We start from the raw sequence: 25,105 nt of genomic DNA, 5'->3' as shown, positions 1-25,105 counted from the left end.
ACTCGGCGAACCCACCCTCGCCACCGGCGAAACCACCACCGACCTCCTCAACGACCCCGCAGCCTTCGAGGACTTCAACGCCGACAAAGCCGCCGAACGCTCCTTCGCATTCATCCGCCTCAACCAACTCGCCATCGAACACCTCCTCGGCGCCCGCTGACCATGGCACTGGTAGCAGGCATCGACAGCTCCACCCAGTCCTGCAAGGTGGTGGTCCGCGACGCGGATACCGGGCAGCTGGTCCGCCAGGGACGTGCCTCGCATCCGGACGGGACGGAAATCCATCCGGACCGCTGGTGGGAAGCGCTGCAGGAAGCCATCGCACAGGCAGGCGGCCTGGATGATGTGGCAGCCGTATCCGTGGCAGGACAGCAGCATGGGATGGTCTGCCTGGACAGTGATGGACAGGTTGTCCGCCCCGCCCTGCTCTGGAACGACACCCGGAGCGCAGGCGCCGCAGAGGAACTGGTCAAGACCGCGGGTGATGGAGATGCCGTGGCCGGTGCCCGGTACTGGGCTGAGGCTACCGGCACCGTCCCCGTGGCATCGCTGACGCTGACCAAGCTGCAGTGGCTGGCGGACAACGAACCCGAAAACGCCGCCCGGGTCGCCGCGGTGTGCCTCCCCCACGACTGGCTGACGTGGCGGCTGCAGGGGTACGGTCCGGGCAGCGGGGAGGCGGGGCTGAAGGCCCTGGCCACTGACCGCTCGGACGCCTCAGGCACGGGGTACTTCTCGACGGCGGAGGGCAAGTACCTGCCGGAGGTCCTTTCCGGGTCCCTTGGCCATGTTCCTGTGCTTCCGAGGGTCCTCGGCCCCTTGGAGGCAGCGGGGACGTCACCGGCCGGCAGCCTCCTGGCTGCCGGCGCCGGGGACAACGCCGCAGCCGCCCTGGGCGCAGGAGCGCAATTGGGCGACGTTGTGATGTCCCTGGGCACGTCCGGTACGGTCTTCGCCGTCTCCGAAAAGCCGGCTGCCGACGCTTCAGGGCTCGTTGCCGGCTTCGCGGACGCTGCCGGCCACTACCTTCCGCTGGTGTGCACGTTGAACGCCACCCGTATCTTCGACGCCACGGCGGCGCTGCTCGACGTGGACCTGGCAGGGTTCAACGAACTCGCATTGTCGGCGGAGCCGGGGGCGGGCGGGCTCACGCTCGTGCCCTACTTCGACGGCGAGCGCACGCCCAACCTGCCCGACGCCACCGGGTCCCTGCACGGCATCACCCGGGCAAACTACTCGCCTGCGAACCTGGCGCGCGCCGCCGTCGAAGGCGTGGTCTGTTCGCTGGCCGACGGCCTGGCCGCCCTGCAGGAGCAAGGGGTCGTCGCCCGGCGCGTCCTCCTGGTGGGCGGCGGCGCCCAGTCGCCGGCAGTCCAGGAGGCGGCCGCGCAGCTGCTGGGGCTTCCCGTCTCCGTCCCCCGTCCCGGGGAGTACGTGGCCGACGGCGCCGCCCGCCAGGCCGCCGCGGCGCTCACCGGACAATTTCCGGCGTGGGTGCCGGACGCCGTCGACCATCCCTTGCAAAAGGACGACGGCGGCGTGCTGGCGAGGTACCGCCGCTTCGCCGCCCTGCACGCGTAGGAAGGCAAAAAGGACCCGGACCGCGCACTGCGCGGTCCGGGTCCTTTTTCTGTGGGGCGCGGGCTCCTGCCGTGACGTAGCAGGAGCCCGCGGTCTGTAAAGGCATCCGGACGGTGTCAGGCGTACGGGAGGACAAGCTCCGCGTAGCGTTTCTTCACCGTTGACAGGACGGTGTTGCCGTCGGTGTCCCAGATGTCCTGGTTGAAGATTTCCACCTCGATGTCGCCGGTGTAGCCGGCGTCGCGCACCCAGGTACCGATCGTGGCGAAGTCCACCACGCCGTCGCCCATGTATCCACGGGACAGCAGCGGATCGGCGGCGATGGGCATGTTGAAGTCACACACCTGGTAGGAGGCGATCCGGTTTTCCCGCCCCGCCCGCTCGATCTGCGCCTTCAGTTCCGGGTCCCACCACACATGGAACGTGTCGACGGCGACGCCTACCGTTGACGCCTCGAACGGCTCGGCCAGGTCAAGGGCCTGGCCGAGGGTGGAGATAAGGGCACGGTCTGCCGCGTACATCGGGTGCAGCGGCTCGAGCACCAGCCTGACGCCGTTTTCCCCAGCGAACGGAACGAGGTCCGCCAGCCGGTCAGCCACGCGCTGCCGTGCTGCCACCACGTCCTTCTCGCCCGGCGCAAGCCCGCCCACCACGAGGAAGAGTTCCCGGGTATCCAGTGCCGCAGCTTCCAGGATGGCTGCGCGGTTGTCTGCCAGCGCGGCGGCCTGCCCTTCAGCGTCAGCGGCGGTCAGGAAACCGCCTCGGCACAGCGACGAGACGCGGAGCCCGGCGTCCCTGATCAGGCGGGCTGCCTTGTCCAGCCCGGCTTCCTCCACCCGGTCACGCCAGGGGCCAATGGCCGGGATGCCGGCGTTGACGCAACCCTCAACAACCTGCGCCAGCGTCCACTTCTTGGTGGTGGCGCTGTTGATGGACAGGCGGGAGAAGTCGCTCATACCCCCACCCCGTTGATGCGCAGGAAATCGGACATCCGGAAGGCGGCCAGTGCCGGGTCCTTCAGCAGTCCGGCCTTGTCCGCCAGTTCGAACGTCCTGGCCAGGTGGCAGACAGAGCGGCCGGAGTGCAGCCCGCCGACCATCTGGAAACCGGGCTGCTTGCCGTTGAGCCAGGACATAAACGCGATGCCGGTCTTGTAGTAGAACGTGGGGGCGCTGAAGATGTGCTTGCCCAGTTCACGCGTGGAGTCCAGGATTTCGCGTGCCTTGGCGGTGTTGCCGGCGTCGTAGTTCTGCAGGGCAACCGAGGCGGCCGGGTAGATCGCAGCGAAAATGCCAAGCAGGGCGTCCGAGTGATGCGTGCCGTCACCGTCGATCAGCTCCGGGTAGTTGAAGTCGTCGCCGGTGTAGAGGCGGACGCCTTCGGGCAGGGCGGCACGGAGGGCAACCTCGTGGCTTGCGTCGAGCAGCGACACCTTGACCCCGTCAACCTTGTCCGCGTTCTCCTTGATGAGGTCCAGGAACGTTTCGGTGGCGGCGGCCACGTCGTCCGAACCCCAGTAGCCCGCGAGTGCGGGATCGAACATCGTGCCGAGCCAATGCAGGATGACGGGCTGGTCCACTTCCTGCAGCAGGGCGGAGTAGACCTTCAGGTAGTCCTCGGGGCCGCTGGCCACCCTGGCCAGTGCACGGGACGCCATGAGGATGACCTTGGGCCCGGCCTCGGTGATGACGGCGATCTGCTCGCGGTATGCCTCCAGGACGGCCTTGATGCCCGCTTCCCCTGCGGGCAGTGCGTCGATGTCCAGCTGGTCGGTGCCGGCGCCGCAGGAGACCAGGTCCCGGACGGTCTTTCCGGCGGTTGCGGGGTTGCCGGCGGACACCACGGAGGCGGCTTCCACACCGGTCCTCTTGATGAGCTGCTGGGTGGCTGCCCAGTCAAGGCCCATGCCACGCTGGGCGGTATCCATGGCGTCGGCGACGCCGAGGCCGTAGGACCACAGTTCATGGCGGTAGGCCATGGTGGTGTCCCAGTCGAGCCGGGCCGGGGTGCCGGGGGTGTTGTCCGCTAGGACTTCAGGGATGACGTGCGCGGCGGCGTAGGCCCGACGGGCCGTCAGCGGCGCGGCGGGGCGGGCCCAGGCGGTGCCGCCCTGCAGGCGGTATTCCCGGGTGCCGCCGTCGGCGGAAGGAAGGATGAGCGAGGTCATTAGAGGGTGATCTCCGGGATGTCGATGGTACGGCGCTCGTCGTTGGACTGCAGGCCGAGTTCTGCCAGCTGGACGCCGCGGGCTGCGGACAGGAGGCCGAAGCGGTGTTCACGGCCGGCGACGACGTCGCGAAGGAATTCTTCCCACTGCAGCTTGAAGCCGTTGTCCAGTTCGGCGTTGGCGGGCACTTCCTGCCACTGGTCGCGGAAGGATTCGGTGACGGGCAGGTCCGGGTTCCACACGGGCTTGGGTGTGTGGGCGCGCTGCTGGGCGACGCACTTGTTCAGGCCGGCAACGGCGGAGCCGTGGGTACCGTCAACCTGGAACTCGACGAGCTCGTCGCGGTAGACGCGCACTGCCCAGGAGGAGTTGATCTGGCCGATGACCTGGTCGCCGCCGGGGGTTTCGAGTTCGAAGATGCCGTAGGAGGCGTCGTCCGCGGTGGCCTTGTATTCCTTGCCGGCCTCGTCCCAGCGGGTGGGGATGTGGGTGGCGGTCTTGGCGTTGACGCTCTTGACCTTGCCGATGATGCCTTCCAGGACGTAGTTCCAGTGGCAGAACATGTCCGTGGTCATTCCGCCGCCGTCTTCCTTGCGGTAGTTCCAGGACGGACGCTGTGCAGCCTGGACCTCGCCTTCGAAGACCCAGTAGCCGAACTCGCCGCGGATGGAGAGGATGCGGCCAAAGAAGCCTTCGTCCACCAGGCGGCGCAGCTTGACCAGGCCCGGGAGGTAGAGCTTGTCGTGCACGACGCCTGCCGTGACGCCGGCTTCCTTGCCGATCCGGGCCAGTTCAATGGCCTCCTCCAAAGTTTCGGCCGTGGGCTTCTCGGTGAAGATGTGCTTGCCCGCCAGCATGGCCTTCTTGAGGGTGGCGGCACGGAGGCTGGTCATGGAGGCGTCGAAGACGATGTCCACGGTGGGATCGTTGATGACCGCGTCCAGGTCCGTGCTCCATTCGGCAACCTTGTGCTTCTCGGCAAGTTCGCGGATCTTGGCTTCATTGCGGCCCACCAGGATGGGCTCGACCTGGATGCGGGTGCCGTCTTCGAGGATGAAGCCGCCCGCGTCGCGGATGGGCAGGATGGAGCGCAGCAGGTGCTGGCGGTAGCCCATCCGGCCGGTGATGCCGTTCATGGCGATACGGATTGTTTTTGTTTCGAAGCCCATGTGTCCTCCACGGTGAGTGAGCAGTTTACTCAAGCCTGTCTGGGAAAGCGCATTCCCGCTTTCTCAATGATGCACCTCACAGCGCTTCTTGGCAAGCGCTTTCCGAAAGCAGGTCCAAACTGCCATAATGTGGTAACCGTTTTATTGCCCCATCGACGCCCAGGAGACGCTGTGGCTGCAAGCACCCTCACGGAGGTGGCCCGGCTGGCCGGGGTGTCCCCCGCCACCGCCTCCCGCGTTCTGAACGGCTCCGCCCGCAAACCCGGCCAGGACATCGCCGAGCGGGTTCGGCAGGCAGCCGATTCATTGGGCTACATCCCCAACGCCCAGGCCCAGGGGCTGGCCAAATCCAGTTCCGGCCTTATCGGCCTGATCGTCCACGACATCGCGGACCCCTACTTCGCTGCCATTGCCCGCGGGGTCCAGGAGGCAGCCCGCGAGCAGCGGAAGATGGTGCTGCTCGCGACCACGGGGGGAGCACCTGCAGAAGAGAAGGAAGCCGTGGCGGCGTTCGCCGCCCGGCGCGCCGATTCGATCGTGATAGCAGGATCGCGTTCATCGCGGGAAGAGGACCAGGAAGACAACGCCGAACTCGCCGCCGAGCTCGACAGGTACTGCCGCAACGGCGGCCGCGTGGCCGTCGTCGGGCACCCCGTCGTGGGCGCCACGGCGCCCGAGGGGTATCACGTGCTGGCCGTGCCCAACCAGGAACTCGCCGGCGCGCTGGCCAGCGAGCTGGCCGCTGGATGGGACGGCGACTTCGTGATCATCGCCGGCCCGGAAGGACTGCTGACTTCCGATGACCGGGTCCAAGGGTTCCAGGACGGACTCGCCGGCGCCGGACGGGCGCCCGCCGGGATCCTGCGCACCCAGTTCAACCGTGCCGGCGGCTACGAGGCCGGGCTCAAGCTGGCGGCACACATCAAGGGCGAAGGAGACGGAACAAGAGAAACCGGCCGGAAGCTGTGCATCTTCGCGGTGAACGACGTGATGGCCATCGGCGCGGCAGCCGCGCTGCGTGCGGAAGGGCTGCGGATACCCCGGGACGCGACCATCGCCGGTTTTGACGATATCGAAACGCTGCGGGATTTCCGCCCCGCACTCTCCACCGTGCGCCTGCCCCTCGAGGAGATCGGCCGGCTCGCCACCCGGGCAACGGCACCGGCAGCAGAGGGGCACGATTCCGACGGCGGCCTTCCGCAGCCGATCACGGGCGAGGTCACCCTGCGGCGCAGCACCGAGGCGGCGTGAGCATGGCAATCAACCTGACAACGGTTCCAGCCAATGGAAAAGCCGGGGACGGCGCCCGGCCCGCAATCCTGGTCCTTCCCGGCGGTGGCTACGCCCGGCAGGCCGACCATGAGGCCGAGCCGGTTGCCGGGTGGCTGGCCGGGCTGGGCATCCATGCCTTCGTACTGCGCTACCGCGTGGCACCGCACCAGCACCCGGCGCCGCTGGAGGATGCCAAGGAAGCGATGCTGTACATCCGCACCGGTGCACACGGCCTGCAGGTGGACCCGGAACGCGTGGGTGTCCTGGGATTCTCCGCCGGCGGCCACCTCGCCGCCACGCTGTCCACGGCTGCCGCCACCGGCCTCCCCCACCTGGATAACCCCGGCACAGTTCCGGACCTCAGCGTCCTCTGCTACCCCGTGGTGTCCCTGACCGAAGAAGTCCATCAGGGGTCCGTGGACAACCTCCTGGGAGTGTCGCCGTCGTCGGATCTGCTGGCGTCGCTCTCACCGGACCTCCAGGTGGGCCCAGACACGCCGCCGGCCTTCCTGTGGCACACCGCCGACGACGAAGCCGTCCCGGTCAGCCACAGCCTCCGTTACGCGGGGGCCCTGATGGCGGCAGGGGTGCCGGCCGAACTGCACGTCTTCCCGAATGGCCGGCATGGCCTGGGCATGGCGGACGGGGAGCCGGGGCCGGCGCAATGGACCGCCCTGTGCGCAGGCTGGCTGCAGCGTGCCGGCTGGACATCGGACACAAGCCTGGCGCAGGCGGCATCCGCCAGCGTGGGGTAGCAAGCTGCTGGCGACAGTGGCTGGATGGGCATACCGGCCGCTGCCAACAGTGAGGTCATCAGCATCATCCGCGACGCGCTGCGCGAACGGGCCGACCCTGTCCGCACAGCCGGAAGGAACGCCACGCAGCCATCGACCTGACCGGCGACCGGCTGGTGGCGCGGATCCCGCTACGCTGCCGGCCTACGAGGAGATCATCAGCACAGGGGCCTGGGGGGACCTGGCCGACGGGGTCGCCGGCCGTGTCTGCGGCCTGCTGCAGGCCCACCGCCCGGACATGACAGGGTGGGTGGTGGGCTTCGTCGCAGAGCATGCCGCGGCGATGAGCCCGCTCTCGCACCGGGAGGCGCTGCGGCGGCTTGCCGCGGCAGGGCGCGACTAAATGACGGGACGCTCGACGACGGCCCCGCCGGCCTTGCGGAACAGGTACTTGGTCCGTGGATCCCAGAAAACCAGGTAGAGGCCGAACAGCAGCCCCGTGACCGCAGCCGCCACCCTGGCCAGGGCCAGGGCGAAGCCGAGGTCCTCAGTCTGGAGGTAGGGGAAAACTTCCAGCTGGTCCGAAATGGCGTAAATCATGAAGAAGGACACCACAAAGTAGAGCGCCTTCACCTGCCAGTCGTTCCGGATGCCCGTGACGGCAAACAGCGGGATCAGCCACACCATGTACCAGGACTGGATGATCGGGGCCAGCAGGACCACTGCGGCAAAGGCCAGGGTCAGGCGCCGCATGAGCCGGTCGTAGTCGCCGCGGAAGATCTGCCACCCCACAATGGCCACCGCAAGCAGCTTGCCGGCGCCGAAGACCCAGCCTTCGGGGACGGTTCCGTCCAGGCCGAACGAGTTGGCCAGGGATTCAACCACCATGCCGATCAGTCCGACGGGCGCGTACCAGATGGAGATACTTCCCGGGGCGGAAAGTCCGTTGATCCAGCCGAACCCGAAGCCGTTGACGAGCGCCATCAGGGTGAGCAGGCCGAGGCTCAAGATTGCGGTCAGCGCCCAGAACGTGAATTTCCGTAACCAGCCTGCCCGGCGGCCTGCCCAGAGCAGCCCGATGAACGGCAGGAAGACGATGGTGATGGGCTTCACCGCTATGGACAGCGTTACCAGGACTACGCCCCGGACCACCCGCCGGGTGGCTGAGTAGTACAGGCCGGCCAAGGCCAAACCGATCATCAGCGCATCATTATGGGCGCTGGCGATGAAGTTCGTCAGGAACAGGGGGTTGGCTGCAGTAAGCCAGAGCGCGCGGTGGGGGTTTATTCCGTGCAGTTCGGCGAGCTTGGGCACATAGATGACACAGAGGACAACACCAGCCAGGGCCACCAGCCGGAACAGCATGACGCTGGCTTCCGGATGGACATTGGTGGACCACACCACGAGCTGCTCAATCCACAGGAAGAGCTGGCCGTAGGGAACCGGTGCTTCCGTCCACATCTTGTCCGCGCCCAGCTGGAAGTAGTTGGATAATGCGGAGATGCCGTTTTCGTAAGGGTTGAAGCCCTCCACCATCAGCCGGCCCTGGCCGATGTATGCGTAGACGTCCCGGCTGAACAACGGCACGCAGAACATCATGGGCAGGCCCCAGGCCACCACCGCTTTGAGCGTTGCCCTGCGTGCCTGGCTGCCCCAAACGTGGACGATCTGACCCAGCCGCAGCCACGCCCGCACCAGCAGCATCGCGCCCACTGCCAGCAGCACAATGGACAGCGCGACACCCGAAGCTTCAGCCCGCATCCAGATGAACAGGGGCATCCGGCGCAGCTCCGAGACCGGAGCGAGCCAGCCCACTCCAAGCGATCCAATGAGGAGGAACATGGAGCCCGCAAAACCGGCCAGCAGCGGTGAGCGGGGGTTGTCCATTTCGGCGCCGCCTGCTGTTCCGGCAGGGGCGGCCATTGCCAGCTCCTCCGCGGCAGGCATGGGCGCCGTCATCTCAGGATTGTCCAATCTACTTTCCGTTGCGCGGGCTTGTGCCGGCGGGCCGCAGAGACCGGCCGGGCGCGTTTCCTTGACAGCAGGGCGACCCGCCACGTACCCGAAATCCTAGCACCGGCCGGATGCCCGGAGGTGTAACGGTAGTCTGGTCCGGTGCCTATAACTAACGAAAGAATCGTCTGGATTGACTGCGAAATGACCGGTCTGGACATCAAGAACGACGCTTTGATCGAAGTGGCGGCTTTGGTGACCGATTCCGAGCTGAACATCCTCGGGGATGGCGTGGACGTGGTCATCAAGCCGGATGATGCAGCGGTGGCCCAGATGAACGATTTTGTCCGGGACATGCACACAAAGTCCGGCCTGTTGAAGGAACTTCCCGCCGGCAAAACCATGGCAGAAGCGGAGGCTGCAGTGATGGAGTACATCGCTGAATGGTGCCCGGAACCGCGAAAGGCACCGCTGGGCGGCAACTCAGTCGGCACGGACCGGGTATTCCTGTCCCGTGACATGCCGAGCGTGGTGGAGCACCTGCACTACCGCGTCATCGATGTCAGCACCATCAAGGAGTTGTCCCGCCGCTGGTACGCCCGGGCGTACTTCCAGTCCCCCGCCAAGAAGGGTGGCCACCGCGCCCTCGGGGACATCAAGGACTCGATCGACGAGCTCCGCTACTACCGCGAGGCTGTTTTTGTTCCGCCCCCCGGACCTGACAGCGCCACCGCCCAGCAAATTGCCCGCCGCATCACTTCCGGACAGGCCGTACCGCTGCCTGAACTGTAATCTGCGCCACGTTTGCGGGAATTTTTCCTGAAATGACCCAAAGTGGACAAAGCACCCGCAAACAGCAGGTAGGATATTTGAGTTGCCTTCCCAGGGAGCCGGTCAGCCGGCCAAGGTAGTCAAACATGGTGGGCGTAGCTCAGTTGGCAGAGCGCCTGGTTGTGGTCCAGGAGGTCGCGGGTTCAACCCCCGTCGCTCACCCTCACCGGGACGGTTCAGACCGTCCGCAAAGGAGGCCGTACCGGATATCCGGTACGGCCTCCTTGCTTTTGCAGCACTGCCCTGGCCATCGTGTCCGGGCCGGAAGCCGAAGGACCGCTGACATGACCGTTCTGCCGATCACCATTTGGGGTGAGCCCGTACTGCACCGCCGCGCTTCCGAAGTGGAAGTGTTCGACGATGACCTGCGCACCCTGATTGCCGACATGTTTGAAACCAACGACGCCGCCAACGGCGTTGGCCTCGCGGCTCCCCAGATCGGCGTCGGCAAGAGGATTTTTGTCTACAAGTACGCAAATGACGATGGTGCTCCCCCTTCCGGGGTTGTGGTCAACCCGGTCCTGACGCTGTCCAAGATCTCCGGCGCCGCTCCGGACCCTGATGAAGAAGAGGAAGGGTGCCTGTCCTTCCCGGGGGAACAGTACCCGCTCAAGCGGGCTGAGTGGGCCCGGGTGGAGGGCTTCGACGGATTCGGGCAGCCCGTCAGGTTCGAGGCCACAGGCTGGTTCGCCAGGGTCGTCCAGCACGAGTACGACCATCTGGACGGCAAGCTTTACGTCAACCGGCTGGTCGACCGCTATTCCCGCAAGGCGATAAAGCAGGCCAAGAAGAACGGCTGGGGGGTTCCGGGGCTGACCTGGATGCCCGGCGTCGATCCGGACCCGTTCGGTCACTAGCCCTCCGGCGGCGCGTCAGCCGGACTGGATGGTCTGCTGGTCCGGGCAGGCGGCGAGGACGCGCTTCATTGCATCCTTCTCGGCTTCTGTCACCCACAGGCTGTAGGCGGCTTTGACGGTGATTTGCCGCGCCACGTAATGGCACCTGATGGCTTTGTTTTTGGGCAGCCAGGTGGCCGCGTCCCCGGCGCTTTTCTGCTGGTTCGAAGGACCGTCTGCCGCGATGAGGTTTAACGGATCATTTGCGAAGCGTTGGCGCTGGACGGAAGTCAGTCGCTGGGCGCCCTTTTGCCACGCATCTGCCAGCGGCACCACATGGTCGATTTGCACTGCGCGGCTGCTCTCCGCACCGCGGCGGAATTCGACGATCTGCGACGTGTACGGCTCGTGGAAACGGCCGGCGGCCACCCTGCATGCTGATCCCTCGCTGAACACGACATCTGCCATGTCGCGGCGCAGGATATCGTTGCGTGTGTCGCAGCCGTTGCGGTCCACATCGAGTCAGGCCTGGCCAAAGTCCTCCCGGGTGTAGTCAGCCTGGGCGGCCCGGCCTTTCACCGGAAGTTTTTCCAGCGCGTCGAGGGCACGCGCACCGGGCACCCGGTTGACGGGGATCACGGGCTTCATCCACCGGGGGTCGACGACGGGTACCTCGGTGGGTCCTGCCGGCGCCGGTTCGGCCAGCGCAAACTGGCCTGCAGTGAAGAACCAGCCCAGCGCGGCCAGGGCGGCGGCCGCGGCAAGGGCAAGTACTGCCCAGGCCTGCCTGGAGCGGCGCCTGGCCCGCCGGTAGGCGGACCAGCTCACGGTCATGGGGTTCCCGCCTTGCGGCCGATGTCCTGCACCAGGCGAGCCTAAGACACCGGTTTGTTCCCTGCCCTGATTTCCACAGTGTTGAGGGAAAGTGACGGGCCACCCCGGGCGGTTACTGTTCCCGCATTACCCGGCGAAGGTCTTCCTCCGCGATGGCCAGGAGCCCCTCAAGCTGGCGTACGCGCTCTTCGGTGACATCTCCGGTCTGCTGGCCCGCCCGTGCGCGCTCCACCAGGCGCAGCGCCTCTTTGTGGTTGGCTTTGGCGACGTCGAGGGCGTGTTCCAGAGTGGTGTCGTGCTGGAGCGTCGAATCTTTTTCCATGCCATTAGTGTGGTCCCGATTCCCGGCTGATTCCAGAGAACCAGCCGGGAATTCCTGGGCCCGGCCGGAGGGGTTCTAGACAGCGATGGCTGCCAGTGCCTTGGCGCTTTCCTTGGCAGGGTAGGCCGGCGGGTTCACGCCTGCCATCTCTTCCATGACGCGGATGACCTGGCAGCTGTAGCCGAATTCGTTGTCGTACCAGACGTAGACCACGAGGTTCTTGCCGGTGGAAACCGTGGCGAGTCCGTCCACGATGCCGGCGCGGCGGGACCCGACGAAGTCGGTGGAAACAACTTCGGGGGAATCGATGTAGTCAATCTGCTTGCGCAGGTCCGAGTGCAGGGACATGCCTCGCAGGTAGTTGTTGACCTCGTCCTTGGTGGTTCCGTTTTCCAGGCTCAGGTTCAGGATGGCCAGGGAAACGTCCGGGGTGGGGACCCGGATGGAGCTGCCGGTGAGCTTGCCCAGCAGTTCCGGCAGGGCCTTTGCCACGGCCTTCGCCGCGCCGGTCTCGGTGATCACCATGTTCAGCGCAGCCGAACGGCCGCGGCGGTCGCCCTTGTGGAAGTTGTCGATCAGGTTCTGGTCATTGGTGAAGGAGTGGACGGTCTCCACGTGGCCGTGGACCACACCGAACTTGTCATTCAGGGCCTTCAGGACCGGGGTGATGGCGTTCGTGGTGCAGGACGCTGCGGAGACGATCTTGTCCGTGTCCTCGATAGTGCCGTGGTTGATGCCGTGCACGATGTTCTTCAGCTCACCCTTGCCCGGAGCCGTCAGCAGCACCCGGGCAACACCCTTGCTCTGCAGGTGCTGGGACAGTCCCTCGGCGTCGCGCCAGCGGCCGGTGTTGTCCACCACCAGGGCGTCCTTGATCCCGTAGGCGGTGTAGTCGATGCTGGCGGGGTCGTTTGAATAGATGACCTGGATCCGGACGCCGTTGGCCGTGATGGTGTTGGCTTCCTCATCCACCCGGATGGTGCCTTCGAAGGACCCGTGCACCGAGTCGCGGCGCAGCAGGCTGGCCCGCTTGAGCAGGTCGTTGTCCGATCCGCGCCGGACCACGATGGCGCGCAGGCGCAGACCGTGGCCGCCGCCGGCCTTTTCAATCAGGAGGCGGGCCAGGAGCCGGCCAATCCGGCCGAAGCCGTAGAGCACCACGTCGGTGCTTGTGCGGTCGTCAGCACCGCGCTTGCCCACAATGTCGGCGAGCTCGGAACGCAGGAACTCCTCAAGGGTGGCGCCGTTGCCCTCCTCCTTGAACTTCTGGTTCAGCCGGGCGATGTCAATCGCGGCCGCACCCAGCTCCAGCTCCGCCAGGGTGTTCAGCAGTGGCGCGGTTTCCTCCAGCAGCAGCTCGTCCTTGCTCATCCGGCGCGCGAAGCGGTGCGCCTTGAGGATGTTCATGGTGGACTTATTGATCAGGCTCCGGCCATGGATGCTGGTCACCACGTTGTTTTCGCGGTACAGCCGGCCGATCACCGGAATCATGGCCTCGGCGAGGGCCTCCCGGCCCATCCACGTATCAAGACAAGAATCTGACGTCTGGCTCACAGAAATACCTTCCTCGGTTCAGCCGCATACGTCCTCGTACGCGGATGTCGGCCACCGGATGATGTCCAGGGGCGCCCACGCCTGCAGGGTTCGGCCCCCAGGCGCTTTGGATCGTTCGCAAAGAAAAACCGCCGGCTGCGAACGCAGATTTCCGGCGGAAGAACCCCTACGTCCGGTATCCATTCTAAGTTGGCAGGCCCGCCGGAAAAGGCTTGTGTCGCGTGAAGTCACTCACACGTGCTGCTAGTTGTGCAGGGCAGAGTAAAGGTTAAGGCTGGCGGAGAACACCACCCAGGAAAAGTACGGCAACAGGAGCAGTCCGGCCCCCGCGCTGACCTGACCGAACCGCAGGATCAGGAATACCAGCGAAAACGCCAGCCCGCTGATGACAATGAAGGCCGCCCAGAGCGCGGCGGTTCCCAGCAACGGATACAGACCGAAGAACGTCACGGGCCAGCCCGCGTTCAGCACCAGCTGGACAACGTAGGCAGCCAGGGCCGTGCCGGTCAGCGCGTTCTTCCGCCACACCAGCCAGGCTGCGACGGCGATGCCGACATAGAGCATCAACCATATGGACCGGAACATCCATGCCGGCGGCATCCAGGGCGCCTTCACGGAATCGGCGAACCAGCCGGTGGAGTGCAGGATGATCGGGATGGAAGCCATGGCCCAGGCGGCAAACGAGAGGGCGAGGAACCCCAGAAGGTCAAGCGCCTGCCGGGCGCGGCCGGCTGCACGCAGCCGGGCCGTTCCATCGGCCGGTTCCGGCTCAGTATTTGCGGGCACGGTTCAGGATCCCCATCAGAGCTTTCCAGGTCAATTCGAAGAGTGGACGGGACAGCCGATACGCCGGGTTCTGTGCCTCCCGTTCCGTTGCCGGAACAGGAGCGGCGGCCATCCATCTACGAGTACCGTTGCCGGCACCCTCCAGCGGCCTACCCGGACACTCGGGCGGGCAGCCCTCGGACGTGTCCTGTCTGGCCTTGCTCCGGGTGGGGTTTACCTAGCCTCCCCGGTCACCCGGGAAGCTGGTGGTCTCTTACACCACCGTTTCACCCTTACCCGCATGCCTTTGCCGGAGGCAAAGGCATGCGGGCGGTCTGTTCTCTGTGGCACTTGCCTGCGGGTTACCCCGAGTGGGCGTTACCCACCACCCTGCCCTGTGGAGCCCGGACGTTCCTCGAGCCACTTGCGTGACGCGCGGCCGCCTGGCTGTCCCATCCACACTCCAGTCTACCGGCGCGGAGCACGGCTCCGGCCGCCGGTAGTATCGGACGGTGCTGATTCTGCTTCCCCCTTCCGAAGGCAAGACTCCCGCGGTCCGGGGTTCCGCCGTCGACTGGTCTTCTTTGGCGTTCCCGGAACTCAACCCCTACCGGGCGAAGGTGCTGGAAGCGCTGGGAACCGTGAGCGCCCATCAGGACGCCCTCGCGTTGCTGGGAGTGGGCGCGTCACTGCGGGACGACGTCGAACGCAATACCCGGCTTCACGCGGAGCCGGCAGCGCCCGCGCACAGGATCTACTCGGGCGTCCTCTACGACGCCCTCGGTTATCGAAGCCTGACCCCCGGCCAGCGACGCAAGGCGGACGAGGCAGTGCTGGTTGTTTCGGCGCTGTGGGGCGCCATCAGGTTTGGCGACAGCGTGCCCGCCTACCGGCTGTCCATGGGAACCGCACTGCCCGACGTCGGACGCCTGGCCCCGTTCTGGAAGCCGGTCCTGGCTGATGCGCTGCAAGCCGCAACCCGCGGGCACCTGCTGGTGGACTGCCGGTCCAGCACTTACGCAGCCGCGTGGGCGCCGCCGCCGGAACAGACTGTGGCGGTCAACGTGTTCACAGAGGCCGGCGGAACGCGGAAAGTGGTGAGCCACTTCGCCAAGCACACCCGGGGTGAACTCGCCCGGCACCTGCTGGTGCGCCGCGGAAAGGCTCCGGAGACCCCGGAACAGCTCGTCAGGGCGGCCGGGGAAAAGTGGGACGCCGAACTCGTTCCGGCATCGGGGCGGAAACCGCACGCCTTGAACATCATCCTGCCGGGCTGACTTTCCCGCCCCTCCCTTCAGGACCACTCGTCCGAGCGGACCAGGATCGCCCCGGAGTCCGGGCAGAAAACCACGTCGTCTGCGGACGCCGCCTTGATCTCCGCGAGGTCACCGGGACTCAGCTTCATCCCCGAAGCCTCGGATGTGCCGTGGAAAAGCCGGGCGGCGCCGACTCCACGCTTGGCAAGGGTCTTTTCGTAGACCACCAGCAACCCGGAATCGAGCCCCTGCGCAAAGGCGTCCCGCCGGGCAGCCACTTCCGCAGCTTCCGCATCAACGGCGGCCAGGGCTTTATCAATTTCGGCCCGGATGGTGCCGAACGATCCCTGGATGTCGTCCACGATCGCCTGCTGGGTGGCCTGGCGTTCCCGAAGGGTGTCGAGCCGCTCGAGGACCTCCAGTTCCACGTCCTCCAGGTCGGAGCGGCGCTTGTTGAGCGAAGCGATGTCCTTCTGCAAGGCGACGAGGTCCTTTGACAGTCCGGTGCCGCTGTTCAACCGCGCTTCATCCCGCTCAATCCGTCCCGCAACCTGTTCCACGTCAGCTTCGGCGCGCTTCAGTTCAGCCTCGGCGTCGTGGACTGCCATCTTCGCAGCCCCCAGTTCGCCGGTGGCCACGGAAAGCGCGGCTTCCAGGTCCTTGATCCGCGGATCCCCTTCAAGCGAGCGGCGCCGGCTGGCGAGGGACTTCAGCTTGGCGTCCAGCCCCTGCAGATCGAGCAACTTCAACTGTTCTGCCGGTGCTGCCTTCGCCACTGTTACCTCCGCTTGATTCCCTACCGGCCTCAGCCGGGCACCGCACCGGCGCTGCCTCGACTCTAGCGCCTGGCCTTCTCCCCCGCCTCACTTGTCCCGCGCGCCCGGCTCAGCCCGGAGTCAGGATGAAGTCCCAGGGATCGCTGTTGGTGGCACTGACCTGGATTTCGACGTCGTGTCCCTGGTCTGCCAGGACGTTGCCCAACGCCGCTGCGGCAGCAGGCAGCCAGAGCCACTCGCTGGCGAAGTGCGAAACGTCCACCAGATACGGACGCCCGTTCAACGCGGACTCCCGGGCTTCTGACGCCGGGTGGTGGCGCAGGTCTGCCGTCACGAACACGTCCGCGTTGCTGGCCCGGACTTCGTTGAACAGCGAATCCCCGGCGCCGCCGCAGACCGCGATGCGCCGCACCAGGCCGTCCTTGTCCCCGGACACGCGCACTCCCCCGGCCACGGACGGCAGGATCGCAAAGACTTTTGCAGCGAAGTCACCAAGGCTCATGGCGTCGGCAAGGTCGCCGACGCGTCCGATGCCTTCCTCGGGCAGGCCGTTCGCGGCAACGCTCAGCGGCACAACGTCCTGGAGCCCCAGCGCGTCAGCCAGGACGTCGGAGACACCCCCGACGGCGGAGTCGCCGTTGGTGTGTACGGTCAGGAGTGCCGTTCCCGACTCGATGAGCCGGTGGACGGCGCGGCCCTTGGCGGTTGTGGCGGCGACGGACGTAACCCCGCGCAGCAGCAGAGGATGGTGCGTGATCAGCAGTTCGGCGCCCCACTCCACTGCCTCGTTGATGACCTCCAGGGTGGGGTCGACGGCGAACATCACCTTCCGCACGGGAGCGGACGGGTGCCCTGCCACCAGGCCCACCTCGTCCCAGTTCTCGGCCAACGACTCGGGCCATAGTTCCTCCACGGCCAGGAGCAGGTCTCCCAGGGTGGGCGGATCCCCGGCGGCCTGCCTGCCTGCGGGAGCGCCGCCGTCGTTGTTCTGGCCGTCCTTATCCTGGTTGTCGTGGTTCCGGGGGCCGGTAACGTCGTTGTCCACTGGTTCCATAGTCTTAGTTTTACCCCATAGCCTGTCCGGCTCCCGGCATGCAGGTGCCCGCGGGTAGGCCCGGGGAATCATCCGGGGCCGCCAACCATTGAAGAGGTCATGAAAACTTTTGTTCTTGGCGGAGGCTGCTTTTGGTGCCTTGACGCCGTCTACCAGAAGACGAAGGGCGTCACCTCCGTGGTGTCCGGCTACACCGGCGGGCACGATCTGCAGCCGGACTACTACTCCGTCTGCAGCGGCACCACGGGCCACGCCGAAGTTGTGGCCGTCACCTTTGACGAGGACATCATCCCGGCAGAGGTCATCTTGGACATGTTCTTCGCCCTGCACGACCCCACCACGCTGAACCGGCAGGGCTACGACGTGGGCACCCAGTACCGGTCCTCCATGTTCTACGAGACCACCGAGGAAAAGATCCTGTTTGAGGAAGCCATTGAACGGAACCAGGCGCTGTGGCGGGACCCGATCGTGACCGAGGTCAGCAGGCTCCCCCGCTTTTACGTGGCCGAGGAATTCCACCAGAACTACTACGCAAAGCACCCCGAACAGGGCTACTGCCAGGTGATCATCAACCCCAAGCTCGCCAAGGCCAGGAAATATTACTCTGCGTGGCTTAACGCTTAGCCAGGGTTACGCCGCCTCGTTAGGCTGACCTCAGTATTCACCCTTCAGAGATAGGCGTATGTACATGGCACGGATCTATGACGATGTAACGCAGCTGGTTGGCGGCACTCCGCTGGTCAAGCTCAACCGGCTCAGCGAGGGGCTGGCAGCCACCGTCGCCGTGAAGCTTGAGTTCTACAACCCCGCCAACAGCGTCAAGGACCGCATCGGCGTGGCCATCGTCGACGCCGCGGAGAAGTCCGGCGCGCTGAAGCCGGGCGGCACCATCGTGGAAGGCACCTCCGGCAACACGGGCATCGCCCTGGCCATGGTGGGTGCCGCGCGCGGCTACAAGGTCATCCTGACCATGCCTGAAACCATGTCCACCGAGCGCCGGGTCATGCTGCGCGCCTTCGGCGCCGAGATCGTCCTGACGCCGGGCTCGGAAGGCATGCGCGGCGCCGTGGAGAAGGCACAGGACATCGTTGCCAACACCGAGAACTCCATTTGGGCCCGCCAGTTCGCCAACGAAGCAAACCCGGAAATCCACCGCAACACCACGGCTGAGGAAATCTGGGCCGACACCGAAGGCAAGGTGGACATCTTTGTTGCCGGCGTCGGCACCGGCGGAACCGTCACAGGCGTCGGACAGGTCCTCAAGGAGCGCAAGCCCGGCGTCCAGATCGTGGCGATCGAACCCAAGGACTCCGCAATCCTCAACGGCGGCGCCCCGGGACCGCACAAGATCCAGGGCATCGGCGCCAACTTCGTTCCCGAGATCCTCGACACCAACGTCTACGACGAGGTCCTGGACGCCACCCTTGAAGACTCGGTCCGCGTTGCCCGTGACCTCGGCGTCAAGGAAGGCATCCTCGGCGGCATCTCCTCCGGCGCCATCGTCTGGGGCGCCCTGGAACTGGCCAAGCGTCCTGAGAATGCGGGCAAGCTGATCGTCGCTGTCGTCTGCGACTTCGGTGAGCGTTACATCTCCACCGTGCTCTATGACGACATCCGCGGCTGATCAATCCGCATTCCGCCCGTTTCCTGTAGAAAGAACTTTGTGGGCTTTTTCGCAAGACTGAAGGAAGACCTCGACGCCGCCCGGTCGCACGACCCGGCGGCTCGAGGTTCTTTTGAGAACTTTTTCGCTTACTCCGGCCTGCACGCCATCTGGATCCACCGGCTGACGCACCAGATGTGGCAGAACCCCGCCCTGCGCTTCCCGGCACGCCTGATCTCCCAGCTGGGCAGGTTCGCCACCGGCATTGAGATCCACCCCGGGGCCACCATCGGCCGCCGGTTCTTCATTGACCACGGCATGGGCGTGGTCATCGGGGAGACAGCCGAGATCGGCGAGGACGTCATGATGTACCACGGCGTGACCCTCGGCGGCCGCTCGCTCGCCCGGATCAAGCGGCACCCAACCATTGGCGACCGCGTGACCATTGGCGCCGGCGCCAAAATCCTCGGCCCCATCACCATCGGACGGGACAGCGCCGTGGGCGCAAACGCCGTTGTGGTCAAGGATGCCCCTCCCGAATCAATCGTCACCGGAGTTCCGGCCAAGTGGCGCCACCGGGACGCACAGCGTGAGACCAAGCCGGCAGTTGACCCGGCAGAGTACGACATCGAGTACCGGATCTGACGACTACCCGGCAGCCATCCGCTTCCGGACTGCCCTGACCGCCACGTCGTACAGGCGTCAGGCAAGGCCCGGCGCAGGACCAGGATGGCACGGGCTGCCTTACCCACTGGATAGCGGGCCTTTGGCCGCGCCGCTGTGGCGGCAAGCAGGACACCTTGATGCCGAGCGGCTTCAGCTCCAGCCGCAGCGAGTCGCTCAGGCCTTCTACCGCGAACTTCGCGGCTCCGGTGACGAGCGCATCTGGCTGTGGCATCGCGGACTCCCGTGCTGAAACAAACGGCAGGAACAACAACGGCCGGCAGTTCCCGGGGTATCCGGAAACTGCCGGCCGTTGTGGTGACTGCAAGCGTTAGTGGGTGTCCACCGCGGAGATCTCGGACTTGTCCTCGCCCCACAGGGTGTGAAAAGTACCCTCGGCGTCGACGCGGCCGTAGGTGTGCGCGCCGAACAGGTCGCGCTGGCCCTGGATCAGGGCGGCGGCCACGCGCTTGCGGCGCAGCCCGTCGTAGTACGCCAGGGAGGACGAGAAGACCGGCACCGGGATGCCCAGCTGGACCGCCGTGGCAACCACGCGGCGCCACGCCGGCAGTGCGTCTGCAATGGCCTTGGTGAACGCCGGGGCGAACAGCAGGTTGGCCGGCTTTTCGTCAGCCGCGTAAGCCTTGGTGATGTCCTTGAGCAGTTCGGCGCGGATGATGCAGCCGGCCCGCCACAGGGAGGCGATCTCGTCCAGCTTCAGGTCCCAGCCGTATTCCTTGGCTGCCGAGGACAGCATGTCCAGGCCCTGCGCGTAGGAAACCAGCTTGGAGGCGTACAGCGCCTGGCGGACGTCCTCGACGAAGGTTTCCGGAATTTCGACGGCGGCCTCGCCGCCTTCCAGCAGTTCCTGGCCCAGCTTGCGCTGCGCTGCCTGCGAAGACAGGGCACGGGCGAAGACGGACTCGGCGATGCCGGAGACCGGGGAACCGAGTTCAAGGGCGGAGATGACCGTCCAGCGGCCGGTGCCCTTCTGGCCTGCCGCGTCCACCACGACGTCGACGAACGGCTTGCCCGTCTTGGCGTCCACATGGTCCAGGACTTCGGCGGAGATTTCGATGAGGAAGGAGGACAGCTCGCCCTTGTTCCACTCGGAGAAGATCTTTGCCTGCTCGGCGGGCTCGATGCCGGCACCGGAACGCAGCAGGTCGAAGGCCTCACCGATGACCTGCATGTCCGCGTATTCGATGCCGTTGTGGACCATCTTGACGAAGTGGCCGGCGCCGTCGGTGCCTACCCAGGCACAGCACGGTTCACCGTCCACCTTGGCGGAGATCTTTTCCAGCAGCGGGCCGAGCGCCTTGTAGGACTCCTTGGAGCCGCCGGGCATGATGGACGGTCCGTTAAGGGCACCCTCTTCGCCGCCGGAGACGCCGACGCCCACAAAGTGCAGGTCCTTCTTCGCCAGCGCGGCTTCGCGGCGGCGGGTGTCCTCGTAGTGGGAGTTGCCGGCGTCGATAATGATGTCGCCGGGCTCCAGCAGGGGTTCGAGCTGCTCGATCACGGAGTCGACCGGCTTGCCGGCCTTGACCATGATCAGCACGCGGCGGGGCTTTTCCAGGGAGTCAACCAGTTCCTGCAGCGTCTCGGTGCGGACAAAGTCGCCTTCGGAGCCGTAGCGTTCCAGCAGGGCGTCGGTCTTCTCCACGGACCTGTTGTGCAGGGCGACCGTGAAGCCGTTCCGCGCAAGGTTGCGGGCCAGGTTGGCGCCCATCACCGCGAGGCCGGTGACGCCGATGTGTGCAGACATCAAAACTCCAATTCGTTGCTTCTGGGGGCGGATGGCAGCAGTTTTGTCCCTGGGAGGACCACTTCGCCAAAACCGGGTCGTAATAAAGCATATATATTCCTGCCGGAACGCGAAAGTAGTACGGCAGAAGGAAGTGCTTTGTGTCCCGCTGCCCGGGTACCACCCCGTAAGGTGCGGCACCTTCCCACTAGGCTTAGCTGCATGACGAGCAGCCTGCACCAGCGCGCCATTGAAAATCTTGGCACCCGCATCATCTCCGGCGAACTGCCTGCCGGCCACGTCATGCTTGCCGAGCAGCTCGAGGACGAGTTGAAGGTCTCCCGCTCCGTGATTCGGGAAGCGGTGCGCGTGCTGCAGTCCCTGGGCCTGGTCGAAACCACCAAGCGCGTGGGCATCCGGGTGCTGCCGCCGAGCCGCTGGAATCCCTTCGATTCCCAGGTCATCCGTTGGCGGCTGGCAAGTGATGCCCGTGGCGCCCAACTGCGGTCTCTCGCAGAGCTGCGGGCCGCAGTGGAACCGGCAGCGGCCGAGCTTGCCGCGCAGAACGCGCCCGCCCCGCTGCGGCTGGAACTGGTCGACGTTGCCTATGCAATGCGCGACGCCGGGCATAACGGCGAGGTACCCCGGTTCCTTGAGCTGGACATCCAGTTCCACTCACTGCTGCTGTCCGGTTCCGGCAACGAGATGTTCGCAAATCTCATGGGACAAGTAGCGGAAACACTTACGGGGCGCACCGTACACGGCCTGATGCCGGACCACCCCCATGAGGGCGCCCTGCAATGGCATGTTGATGTGGCAGAGGCAATTTCGAGGGGTGACGCTGCGGCCGCCAGGGAGGGCTCTGAGCGGATCATGCGGCGGACCATGACCCGGATGGCCGACACCTGGACGGAGCAGCCTCGGGTCTTCATCCCCGTCCGCCGCTAGGACCGGCCTGCACCCACGCCCACTCCTCCGGCCCGGCGTAACGCTGGTGACAAACTGCGCGTCAACTTTCTTGTTCCCCCGCAGTTCACTGTATATTCATCCCAGGCCCTCCACCGCGACATCCCCCAATAGTCGCGGTGGAGGGTTTTCCAATGCCCTGAACTTTCCAGTGCGCGGACACCGCGCCTGCCTGTCCCGCTCAGGCCGTGGCCGACAGCGATTCCCGCAAACGCCAAGCGCCTCCCAATCCGTCGCGTTCGAGCACCATGGTGGCAAGCGTGGAATTCCTGTTCCTGCCAAGCCATACCTGGACCTGCAGAACCTCGACGTCCACACAACCCTGGCCCCTGGGCATCCTTGAGCTGGTTTCCCACCAGTTGACGCGCTCGAACCATCTCACAGGTTCGGCACCCAGGCACGATTCCCTCCCCCGGCTGATCACCGCCGTCGGGATTCCTTGCTTGTCCGTCCGGACTATCACATGTTCCATGCCTGCACGGTAGGACGAGGCTCCGACATTTTCCGAAGCAGGCGGAGACGACAAAAAACCCCGCAGGTTCAGCCGAAAGGCAAGAATCTGCGGGGTTTTGACAGTGGGTCCTACCGGGATCGAACCGATGACATCCACGGTGTAAACGTGGCGCTCTACCAGCTGAGCTAAAGACCCATAGCGACGATTCCGGCGTCTCCGCCGCAACCAACGAACATTGACTTTACCCGATGCGGTGCCACGAGCGCGAATCGGGCCTGGGCAGCCGGCGCCGGGGCGCTACAACGGCGGCAGTTCGGCGGCGAGCCAGTGCAGCGACTCCGAAACCCCTGCTTCGAGTTTGATGGTTGCTTTGTCGTCACCGCGCGTGGCTCCCCTGTTGATGATGACCACCGGTTTTCCCTTTTTGGCAGCATGACGCACAAACCGCAGGCCGCTCATCACAGTCAGTGACGAACCTGCCACCACCAGGGCCGCCGCTTCGTCCACCATTGCATATGACTTTGCCACCCGGTCCTTGGGAACGTTCTCGCCGAAATAGACGAAGTCCGGTTTCAATGGGCCGCCGCAGGCTGGGCAGACGGCCACAACGAAAGACCTGATCAGGGCCTGGTCCTCCACGGTGGCGTCCGCATCCGGCGCCATTTCCACAAGACCGGTTTCTTCGGCCCGGGCCAGGAAGTCCGGGTTCAATTCCTCGAGCATTCCGGCCAGGAGCCGGCGCGAGTACGTTCGTCCGCAGTCCAGGCACACCACCTGGTCGTAGCGGCCATGGAGATCGATGACGTTGCGGCTGCCGGCGTCCTCGTGCAGACGGTCCACATTCTGTGTTATCAGGCCTGTCAGAAATCCGCGGCGCTCGAGTTCAGCGGCCGCATAATGCCCCTTGTTCGGGTCCGCATGTTTCAGGTGCGACCAGCCGATGTGGTTCCTCGCCCAGTAGCGTTGCCTGTTCGCGGCATCCCGTACAAATTCCTGGTATGTCATGGGAGACCTCGGGGGTGAACCGGGTCCGCGGTAATCGGGGATGCCCGAGTCGGTGCTCAACCCCGCACCTGTCAAAAGGGCAAACCGGGTGCCGGCCAGCAGGTCCCGGATCGCAGCCAGGGCCTCGAGATCCTGGCTGGCGGGATGGGCGGGCGGCGCCGGCGGCATGCTGGCGAAGCCCGTCAGGCCTGTCTTGTGCCGCTGCCCGTCCACGGCAGGTCAGGCCCGGCCCAGCCCGGCAAGCGCAGATCGATATCCCTCGAAATCCCGCGCCTGGCCCCGCGGATTCACCACCGAGAACCGGATAATCCCTGCAGCATCGATGATGAACGTGCCGCGCCTGGCCATACCGGACTCGGCGTCGAAGACGCCGTAGGTGCTGGCCACGCTGCCGTGGGGCCAAAAGTCGGCCAGCAGGTCGAAACCATAGCCCTCCTGCGCGGCGTAGGCACGGAGGCTGAATTTACTGTCGACAGACACTGCCAGGACGACGGCGTTAGCGTCCTCGAAGACGGCCAGGTTGTCGCGGATCTCGCAGAGTTCTCCCGTGCATATGCCGGAGAAAGCGAACGGGTAGAACACCAGGACTACGTTTTGCCCCCGGAAGGACGACAGGCGGACCGGCTCACCGTACTGGTTTGGCAGTTCGAAGTCAGGTGCTGTGCCGCCCACCGCAGGGACAGCAGCGAAGGCAGCGGCAAGCGCTGCCGTCACTTGTTCTTCCTGCTCACCAGCCGGCTGGCACTCCAGTCCTTCGAAACACCTGCCGAGGTGGTGACGTGCAAACCCGCCGTGGGGGCGGCTTCCTGGATGTCTGCCGGGGAAACATATCCATCCCGGCCCGACTTGGGGGTGAGCACCCAGACAACGCCGTTCTCGCGCAGGGTGGTCAGCGAATCCATCAGGCTGTCCACCAGGTCGCCGTCGCCATCGCGCCACCAGAAGATCACGGCGTCCGCAACCTCATGGTCGTCCTCATCCAGCAACTCCGAACCGGTGAGGTCCTCAATATCGTCACGCAAGTCGAAATCGACGTCGTCGTCGTAACCGAACTCCTGAATCAGATCCCCATTTTTGAAACCCAATTTTTCCGCCACATTTACCGAAGTGGCGGCGTCGGCCTCGCTCACGTGTTCCTCCAATGCTCCATATATGCAGTGTGCATAGTGATTTCCATTACTCCCAAGCCAACACCCTTTGTGCCTGCGCTTCAAGCCGCCTCCCCCGCCGGGCCGCATATTCTGCGTCACATCGGGTGCGCCGGCCGCCGCGCAGCGGCTTTCCGTCACACAACCAGTATGACGGCGAAATACAACCGGAACGCCCGGGCCGCGGCTACGCATCGTGTTGCCCTGAGGGCTAGAGTGGGCGGTGACAACTATGCCTGCGGGACAACTACCTTGAAACTCCTTGCAGACATAAGAGCTCTAGGACCCTGCCCGGCACACATGCCCGGGCTGTTGTAACCGATACGTCGCACACGGCGTATTTACGCCGGGCAGTCACCCTGCCTGGCCTGAGTGCGCCGATTCATGCGCGCAAAGAGAGGTTGGACGTGGCTGC

The 25,105-nt window shown here is 65.5% G+C and carries 25 protein-coding genes, 2 tRNA genes, 1 other RNA gene and 2 pseudogenes; 13 read left to right on the top strand and 17 right to left on the bottom strand.

Features of this window, described 5'->3' with window-relative positions; translation table 11 throughout:
- Nucleotides 1–160 (top strand): annotated as a pseudogene (locus FDW83_RS18550) (xylose isomerase); the annotation flags it as partial.
- A gap of 2 nt (nt 161–162) precedes the next feature.
- Nucleotides 163–1,581: a xylulokinase gene (gene xylB / locus FDW83_RS18545; RefSeq protein ID WP_138139545.1), complete on the top strand. Its 1,419-nt coding sequence runs from the start codon at nt 163–165 to the stop codon at nt 1,579–1,581.
- Between the two features lie 116 nt (nt 1,582–1,697).
- On the opposite strand, the gene FDW83_RS18540 is transcribed toward xylB, so the two are convergent.
- From FDW83_RS18540 to FDW83_RS18530, 3 genes are read right to left on the bottom strand one after another with little or no spacing between them, the layout of a single operon-like run.
- On the bottom strand, nt 1,698–2,537 hold the full coding sequence (locus FDW83_RS18540; protein ID WP_138139544.1) for a sugar phosphate isomerase/epimerase: 840 nt from the start codon (nt 2,535–2,537) through the stop codon (nt 1,698–1,700).
- Nucleotides 2,534–3,748, bottom strand: coding sequence for a dihydrodipicolinate synthase family protein (locus FDW83_RS18535; protein WP_138139543.1), 1,215 nt, complete (start codon nt 3,746–3,748; stop codon nt 2,534–2,536). Before FDW83_RS18535 ends, FDW83_RS18540 begins: the two co-directional genes overlap by 4 nt.
- Entirely contained in the window at nt 3,748–4,917 is a 1,170-nt protein-coding gene (locus FDW83_RS18530) for a Gfo/Idh/MocA family protein (protein ID WP_138139542.1), read from the bottom strand. Before FDW83_RS18530 ends, FDW83_RS18535 begins: the two co-directional genes overlap by 1 nt.
- A gap of 171 nt (nt 4,918–5,088) precedes the next feature.
- Between FDW83_RS18530 and FDW83_RS18525 the strand changes: the two genes are divergently transcribed.
- Genes FDW83_RS18525 through FDW83_RS18515 form a run of 3 tightly spaced genes read left to right on the top strand, consistent with a single transcriptional unit; the run spans nt 5,089 to nt 7,326 of the window.
- Nucleotides 5,089–6,168, top strand: coding sequence for a LacI family DNA-binding transcriptional regulator (locus FDW83_RS18525; protein ID WP_138139541.1), 1,080 nt, complete (start codon nt 5,089–5,091; stop codon nt 6,166–6,168).
- A 2-nt stretch (nt 6,169–6,170) separates the two neighbouring features.
- Nucleotides 6,171–6,944: an alpha/beta hydrolase gene (locus FDW83_RS18520; RefSeq protein WP_138139540.1), complete on the top strand. Its 774-nt coding sequence runs from the start codon at nt 6,171–6,173 to the stop codon at nt 6,942–6,944.
- 49 nt (nt 6,945–6,993) lie between these two features.
- Nucleotides 6,994–7,326: a hypothetical protein gene (locus tag FDW83_RS18515; protein ID WP_240721055.1), complete on the top strand. Its 333-nt coding sequence runs from the start codon at nt 6,994–6,996 to the stop codon at nt 7,324–7,326.
- On the opposite strand, the gene mptB is transcribed toward FDW83_RS18515, so the two are convergent.
- Nucleotides 7,323–8,882 carry a polyprenol phosphomannose-dependent alpha 1,6 mannosyltransferase MptB gene (gene mptB, locus FDW83_RS18510; protein WP_171027619.1) on the bottom strand — a complete coding sequence of 520 codons (1,560 nt, stop codon included), beginning with the start codon at nt 8,880–8,882 and terminating at the stop codon, nt 7,323–7,325. The genes FDW83_RS18515 and mptB overlap by 4 nt on opposite strands.
- Nucleotides 8,883–9,038: 156 nt before the next feature.
- On the opposite strand from mptB, the gene orn reads away from it, so the two are divergent.
- The 3 genes from orn (at nt 9,039) to def (ending at nt 10,564) form a co-directional block, all read left to right on the top strand.
- On the top strand, nt 9,039–9,668 hold the full coding sequence (gene orn, locus FDW83_RS18505) for an oligoribonuclease (RefSeq protein WP_138139539.1): 630 nt from the start codon (nt 9,039–9,041) through the stop codon (nt 9,666–9,668).
- A 128-nt stretch (nt 9,669–9,796) separates the two neighbouring features.
- Nucleotides 9,797–9,869: transfer RNA gene (locus FDW83_RS18500), tRNA-His, on the top strand.
- A 122-nt stretch (nt 9,870–9,991) separates the two neighbouring features.
- Nucleotides 9,992–10,564 carry a peptide deformylase gene (gene def, locus FDW83_RS18495; RefSeq protein ID WP_138139538.1) on the top strand — a complete coding sequence of 191 codons (573 nt, stop codon included), beginning with the start codon at nt 9,992–9,994 and terminating at the stop codon, nt 10,562–10,564.
- Between the two features lie 15 nt (nt 10,565–10,579).
- On the opposite strand, the pseudogene FDW83_RS18490 reads toward def, so the two are convergent.
- The 5 genes and pseudogenes from FDW83_RS18490 to rnpB form a co-directional block, all read right to left on the bottom strand.
- Nucleotides 10,580–11,377: pseudogene (locus FDW83_RS18490) on the bottom strand (HNH endonuclease family protein).
- A 112-nt stretch (nt 11,378–11,489) separates the two neighbouring features.
- Nucleotides 11,490–11,699, bottom strand: coding sequence for a hypothetical protein (locus FDW83_RS18485; RefSeq protein WP_138139537.1), 210 nt, complete (start codon nt 11,697–11,699; stop codon nt 11,490–11,492).
- Nucleotides 11,700–11,774: 75 nt separating this feature from the next.
- Nucleotides 11,775–13,253: a glyceraldehyde-3-phosphate dehydrogenase gene (locus FDW83_RS18480; protein ID WP_138139536.1), complete on the bottom strand. Its 1,479-nt coding sequence runs from the start codon at nt 13,251–13,253 to the stop codon at nt 11,775–11,777.
- 243 nt (nt 13,254–13,496) lie between these two features.
- The gene (locus FDW83_RS18475) at nt 13,497–14,039 is read right to left on the bottom strand and encodes a TspO/MBR family protein (RefSeq protein WP_138139535.1); all 543 of its coding nucleotides are present in this window, start codon (nt 14,037–14,039) and stop codon (nt 13,497–13,499) included.
- 43 nt (nt 14,040–14,082) lie between these two features.
- An RNA gene (rnpB, locus tag FDW83_RS18470) (RNase P RNA component class A) lies at nt 14,083–14,473 on the bottom strand.
- 57 nt (nt 14,474–14,530) lie between these two features.
- On the opposite strand from rnpB, the gene FDW83_RS18465 reads away from it, so the two are divergent.
- The gene (locus FDW83_RS18465; protein WP_138139534.1) at nt 14,531–15,295 is read left to right on the top strand and encodes a YaaA family protein; all 765 of its coding nucleotides are present in this window, start codon (nt 14,531–14,533) and stop codon (nt 15,293–15,295) included.
- A gap of 17 nt (nt 15,296–15,312) precedes the next feature.
- Here FDW83_RS18465 and FDW83_RS18460 read toward each other — a convergent pair whose 3' ends face one another.
- Nucleotides 15,313–16,050, bottom strand: coding sequence for a zinc ribbon domain-containing protein (locus FDW83_RS18460; protein ID WP_138139533.1), 738 nt, complete (start codon nt 16,048–16,050; stop codon nt 15,313–15,315).
- A 109-nt stretch (nt 16,051–16,159) separates the two neighbouring features.
- Nucleotides 16,160–17,104: a Nif3-like dinuclear metal center hexameric protein gene (locus FDW83_RS18455; RefSeq protein ID WP_370281417.1), complete on the bottom strand. Its 945-nt coding sequence runs from the start codon at nt 17,102–17,104 to the stop codon at nt 16,160–16,162.
- A 99-nt stretch (nt 17,105–17,203) separates the two neighbouring features.
- Here FDW83_RS18455 and msrA point away from each other — a divergent pair, with 99 nt between their 5' ends.
- The 3 genes from msrA (at nt 17,204) to epsC (ending at nt 19,352) form a co-directional block, all read left to right on the top strand.
- Complete coding sequence (msrA, locus tag FDW83_RS18450) at nt 17,204–17,728, top strand: peptide-methionine (S)-S-oxide reductase MsrA (RefSeq protein WP_138139532.1); 525 nt, start codon at nt 17,204–17,206, stop codon at nt 17,726–17,728.
- 64 nt (nt 17,729–17,792) lie between these two features.
- The gene (cysK, locus tag FDW83_RS18445; protein ID WP_138139531.1) at nt 17,793–18,728 is read left to right on the top strand and encodes a cysteine synthase A; all 936 of its coding nucleotides are present in this window, start codon (nt 17,793–17,795) and stop codon (nt 18,726–18,728) included.
- 39 nt (nt 18,729–18,767) lie between these two features.
- Nucleotides 18,768–19,352 carry a serine O-acetyltransferase EpsC gene (gene epsC / locus FDW83_RS18440; protein ID WP_138139530.1) on the top strand — a complete coding sequence of 195 codons (585 nt, stop codon included), beginning with the start codon at nt 18,768–18,770 and terminating at the stop codon, nt 19,350–19,352.
- A gap of 349 nt (nt 19,353–19,701) precedes the next feature.
- Here epsC and gndA read toward each other — a convergent pair whose 3' ends face one another.
- Nucleotides 19,702–21,138, bottom strand: coding sequence for an NADP-dependent phosphogluconate dehydrogenase (gndA, locus tag FDW83_RS18430; RefSeq protein WP_138139529.1), 1,437 nt, complete (start codon nt 21,136–21,138; stop codon nt 19,702–19,704).
- 201 nt (nt 21,139–21,339) lie between these two features.
- Between gndA and FDW83_RS18425 the strand changes: the two genes are divergently transcribed.
- Nucleotides 21,340–22,065 carry a FadR/GntR family transcriptional regulator gene (locus FDW83_RS18425; RefSeq protein WP_138139528.1) on the top strand — a complete coding sequence of 242 codons (726 nt, stop codon included), beginning with the start codon at nt 21,340–21,342 and terminating at the stop codon, nt 22,063–22,065.
- Nucleotides 22,066–22,264: 199 nt separating this feature from the next.
- On the opposite strand, the gene FDW83_RS18420 is transcribed toward FDW83_RS18425, so the two are convergent.
- From FDW83_RS18420 to FDW83_RS18400, 5 genes are all read right to left on the bottom strand, one after another.
- Nucleotides 22,265–22,555: a hypothetical protein gene (locus tag FDW83_RS18420; protein ID WP_138139527.1), complete on the bottom strand. Its 291-nt coding sequence runs from the start codon at nt 22,553–22,555 to the stop codon at nt 22,265–22,267.
- A 104-nt stretch (nt 22,556–22,659) separates the two neighbouring features.
- Nucleotides 22,660–22,732, bottom strand: a tRNA-Val gene (locus tag FDW83_RS18415).
- Between the two features lie 102 nt (nt 22,733–22,834).
- The gene (locus tag FDW83_RS18410) at nt 22,835–23,755 is read right to left on the bottom strand and encodes an NAD-dependent protein deacetylase (RefSeq protein WP_240721054.1); all 921 of its coding nucleotides are present in this window, start codon (nt 23,753–23,755) and stop codon (nt 22,835–22,837) included.
- Between the two features lie 6 nt (nt 23,756–23,761).
- Nucleotides 23,762–24,256, bottom strand: coding sequence for a peroxiredoxin (locus tag FDW83_RS18405; RefSeq protein WP_138139526.1), 495 nt, complete (start codon nt 24,254–24,256; stop codon nt 23,762–23,764).
- A complete protein-coding gene (locus tag FDW83_RS18400) occupies nt 24,253–24,672 on the bottom strand; it encodes a DUF3052 domain-containing protein (protein WP_138139525.1) in 420 nt (139 codons plus the stop codon). The genes FDW83_RS18405 and FDW83_RS18400 overlap by 4 nt, the downstream gene beginning before the upstream one ends.
- Nucleotides 24,673–25,105 lie beyond the last annotated feature (433 nt).

The organism is Pseudarthrobacter sp. NamE2, from assembly GCF_005796205.1.
Taxonomy (GTDB): Bacteria; Actinomycetota; Actinomycetes; order Actinomycetales; family Micrococcaceae; genus Arthrobacter.
The sequence above is the reverse complement of the archived record's forward strand: the minus strand, read 5'-3'. Positions and strand labels throughout refer to the sequence as shown.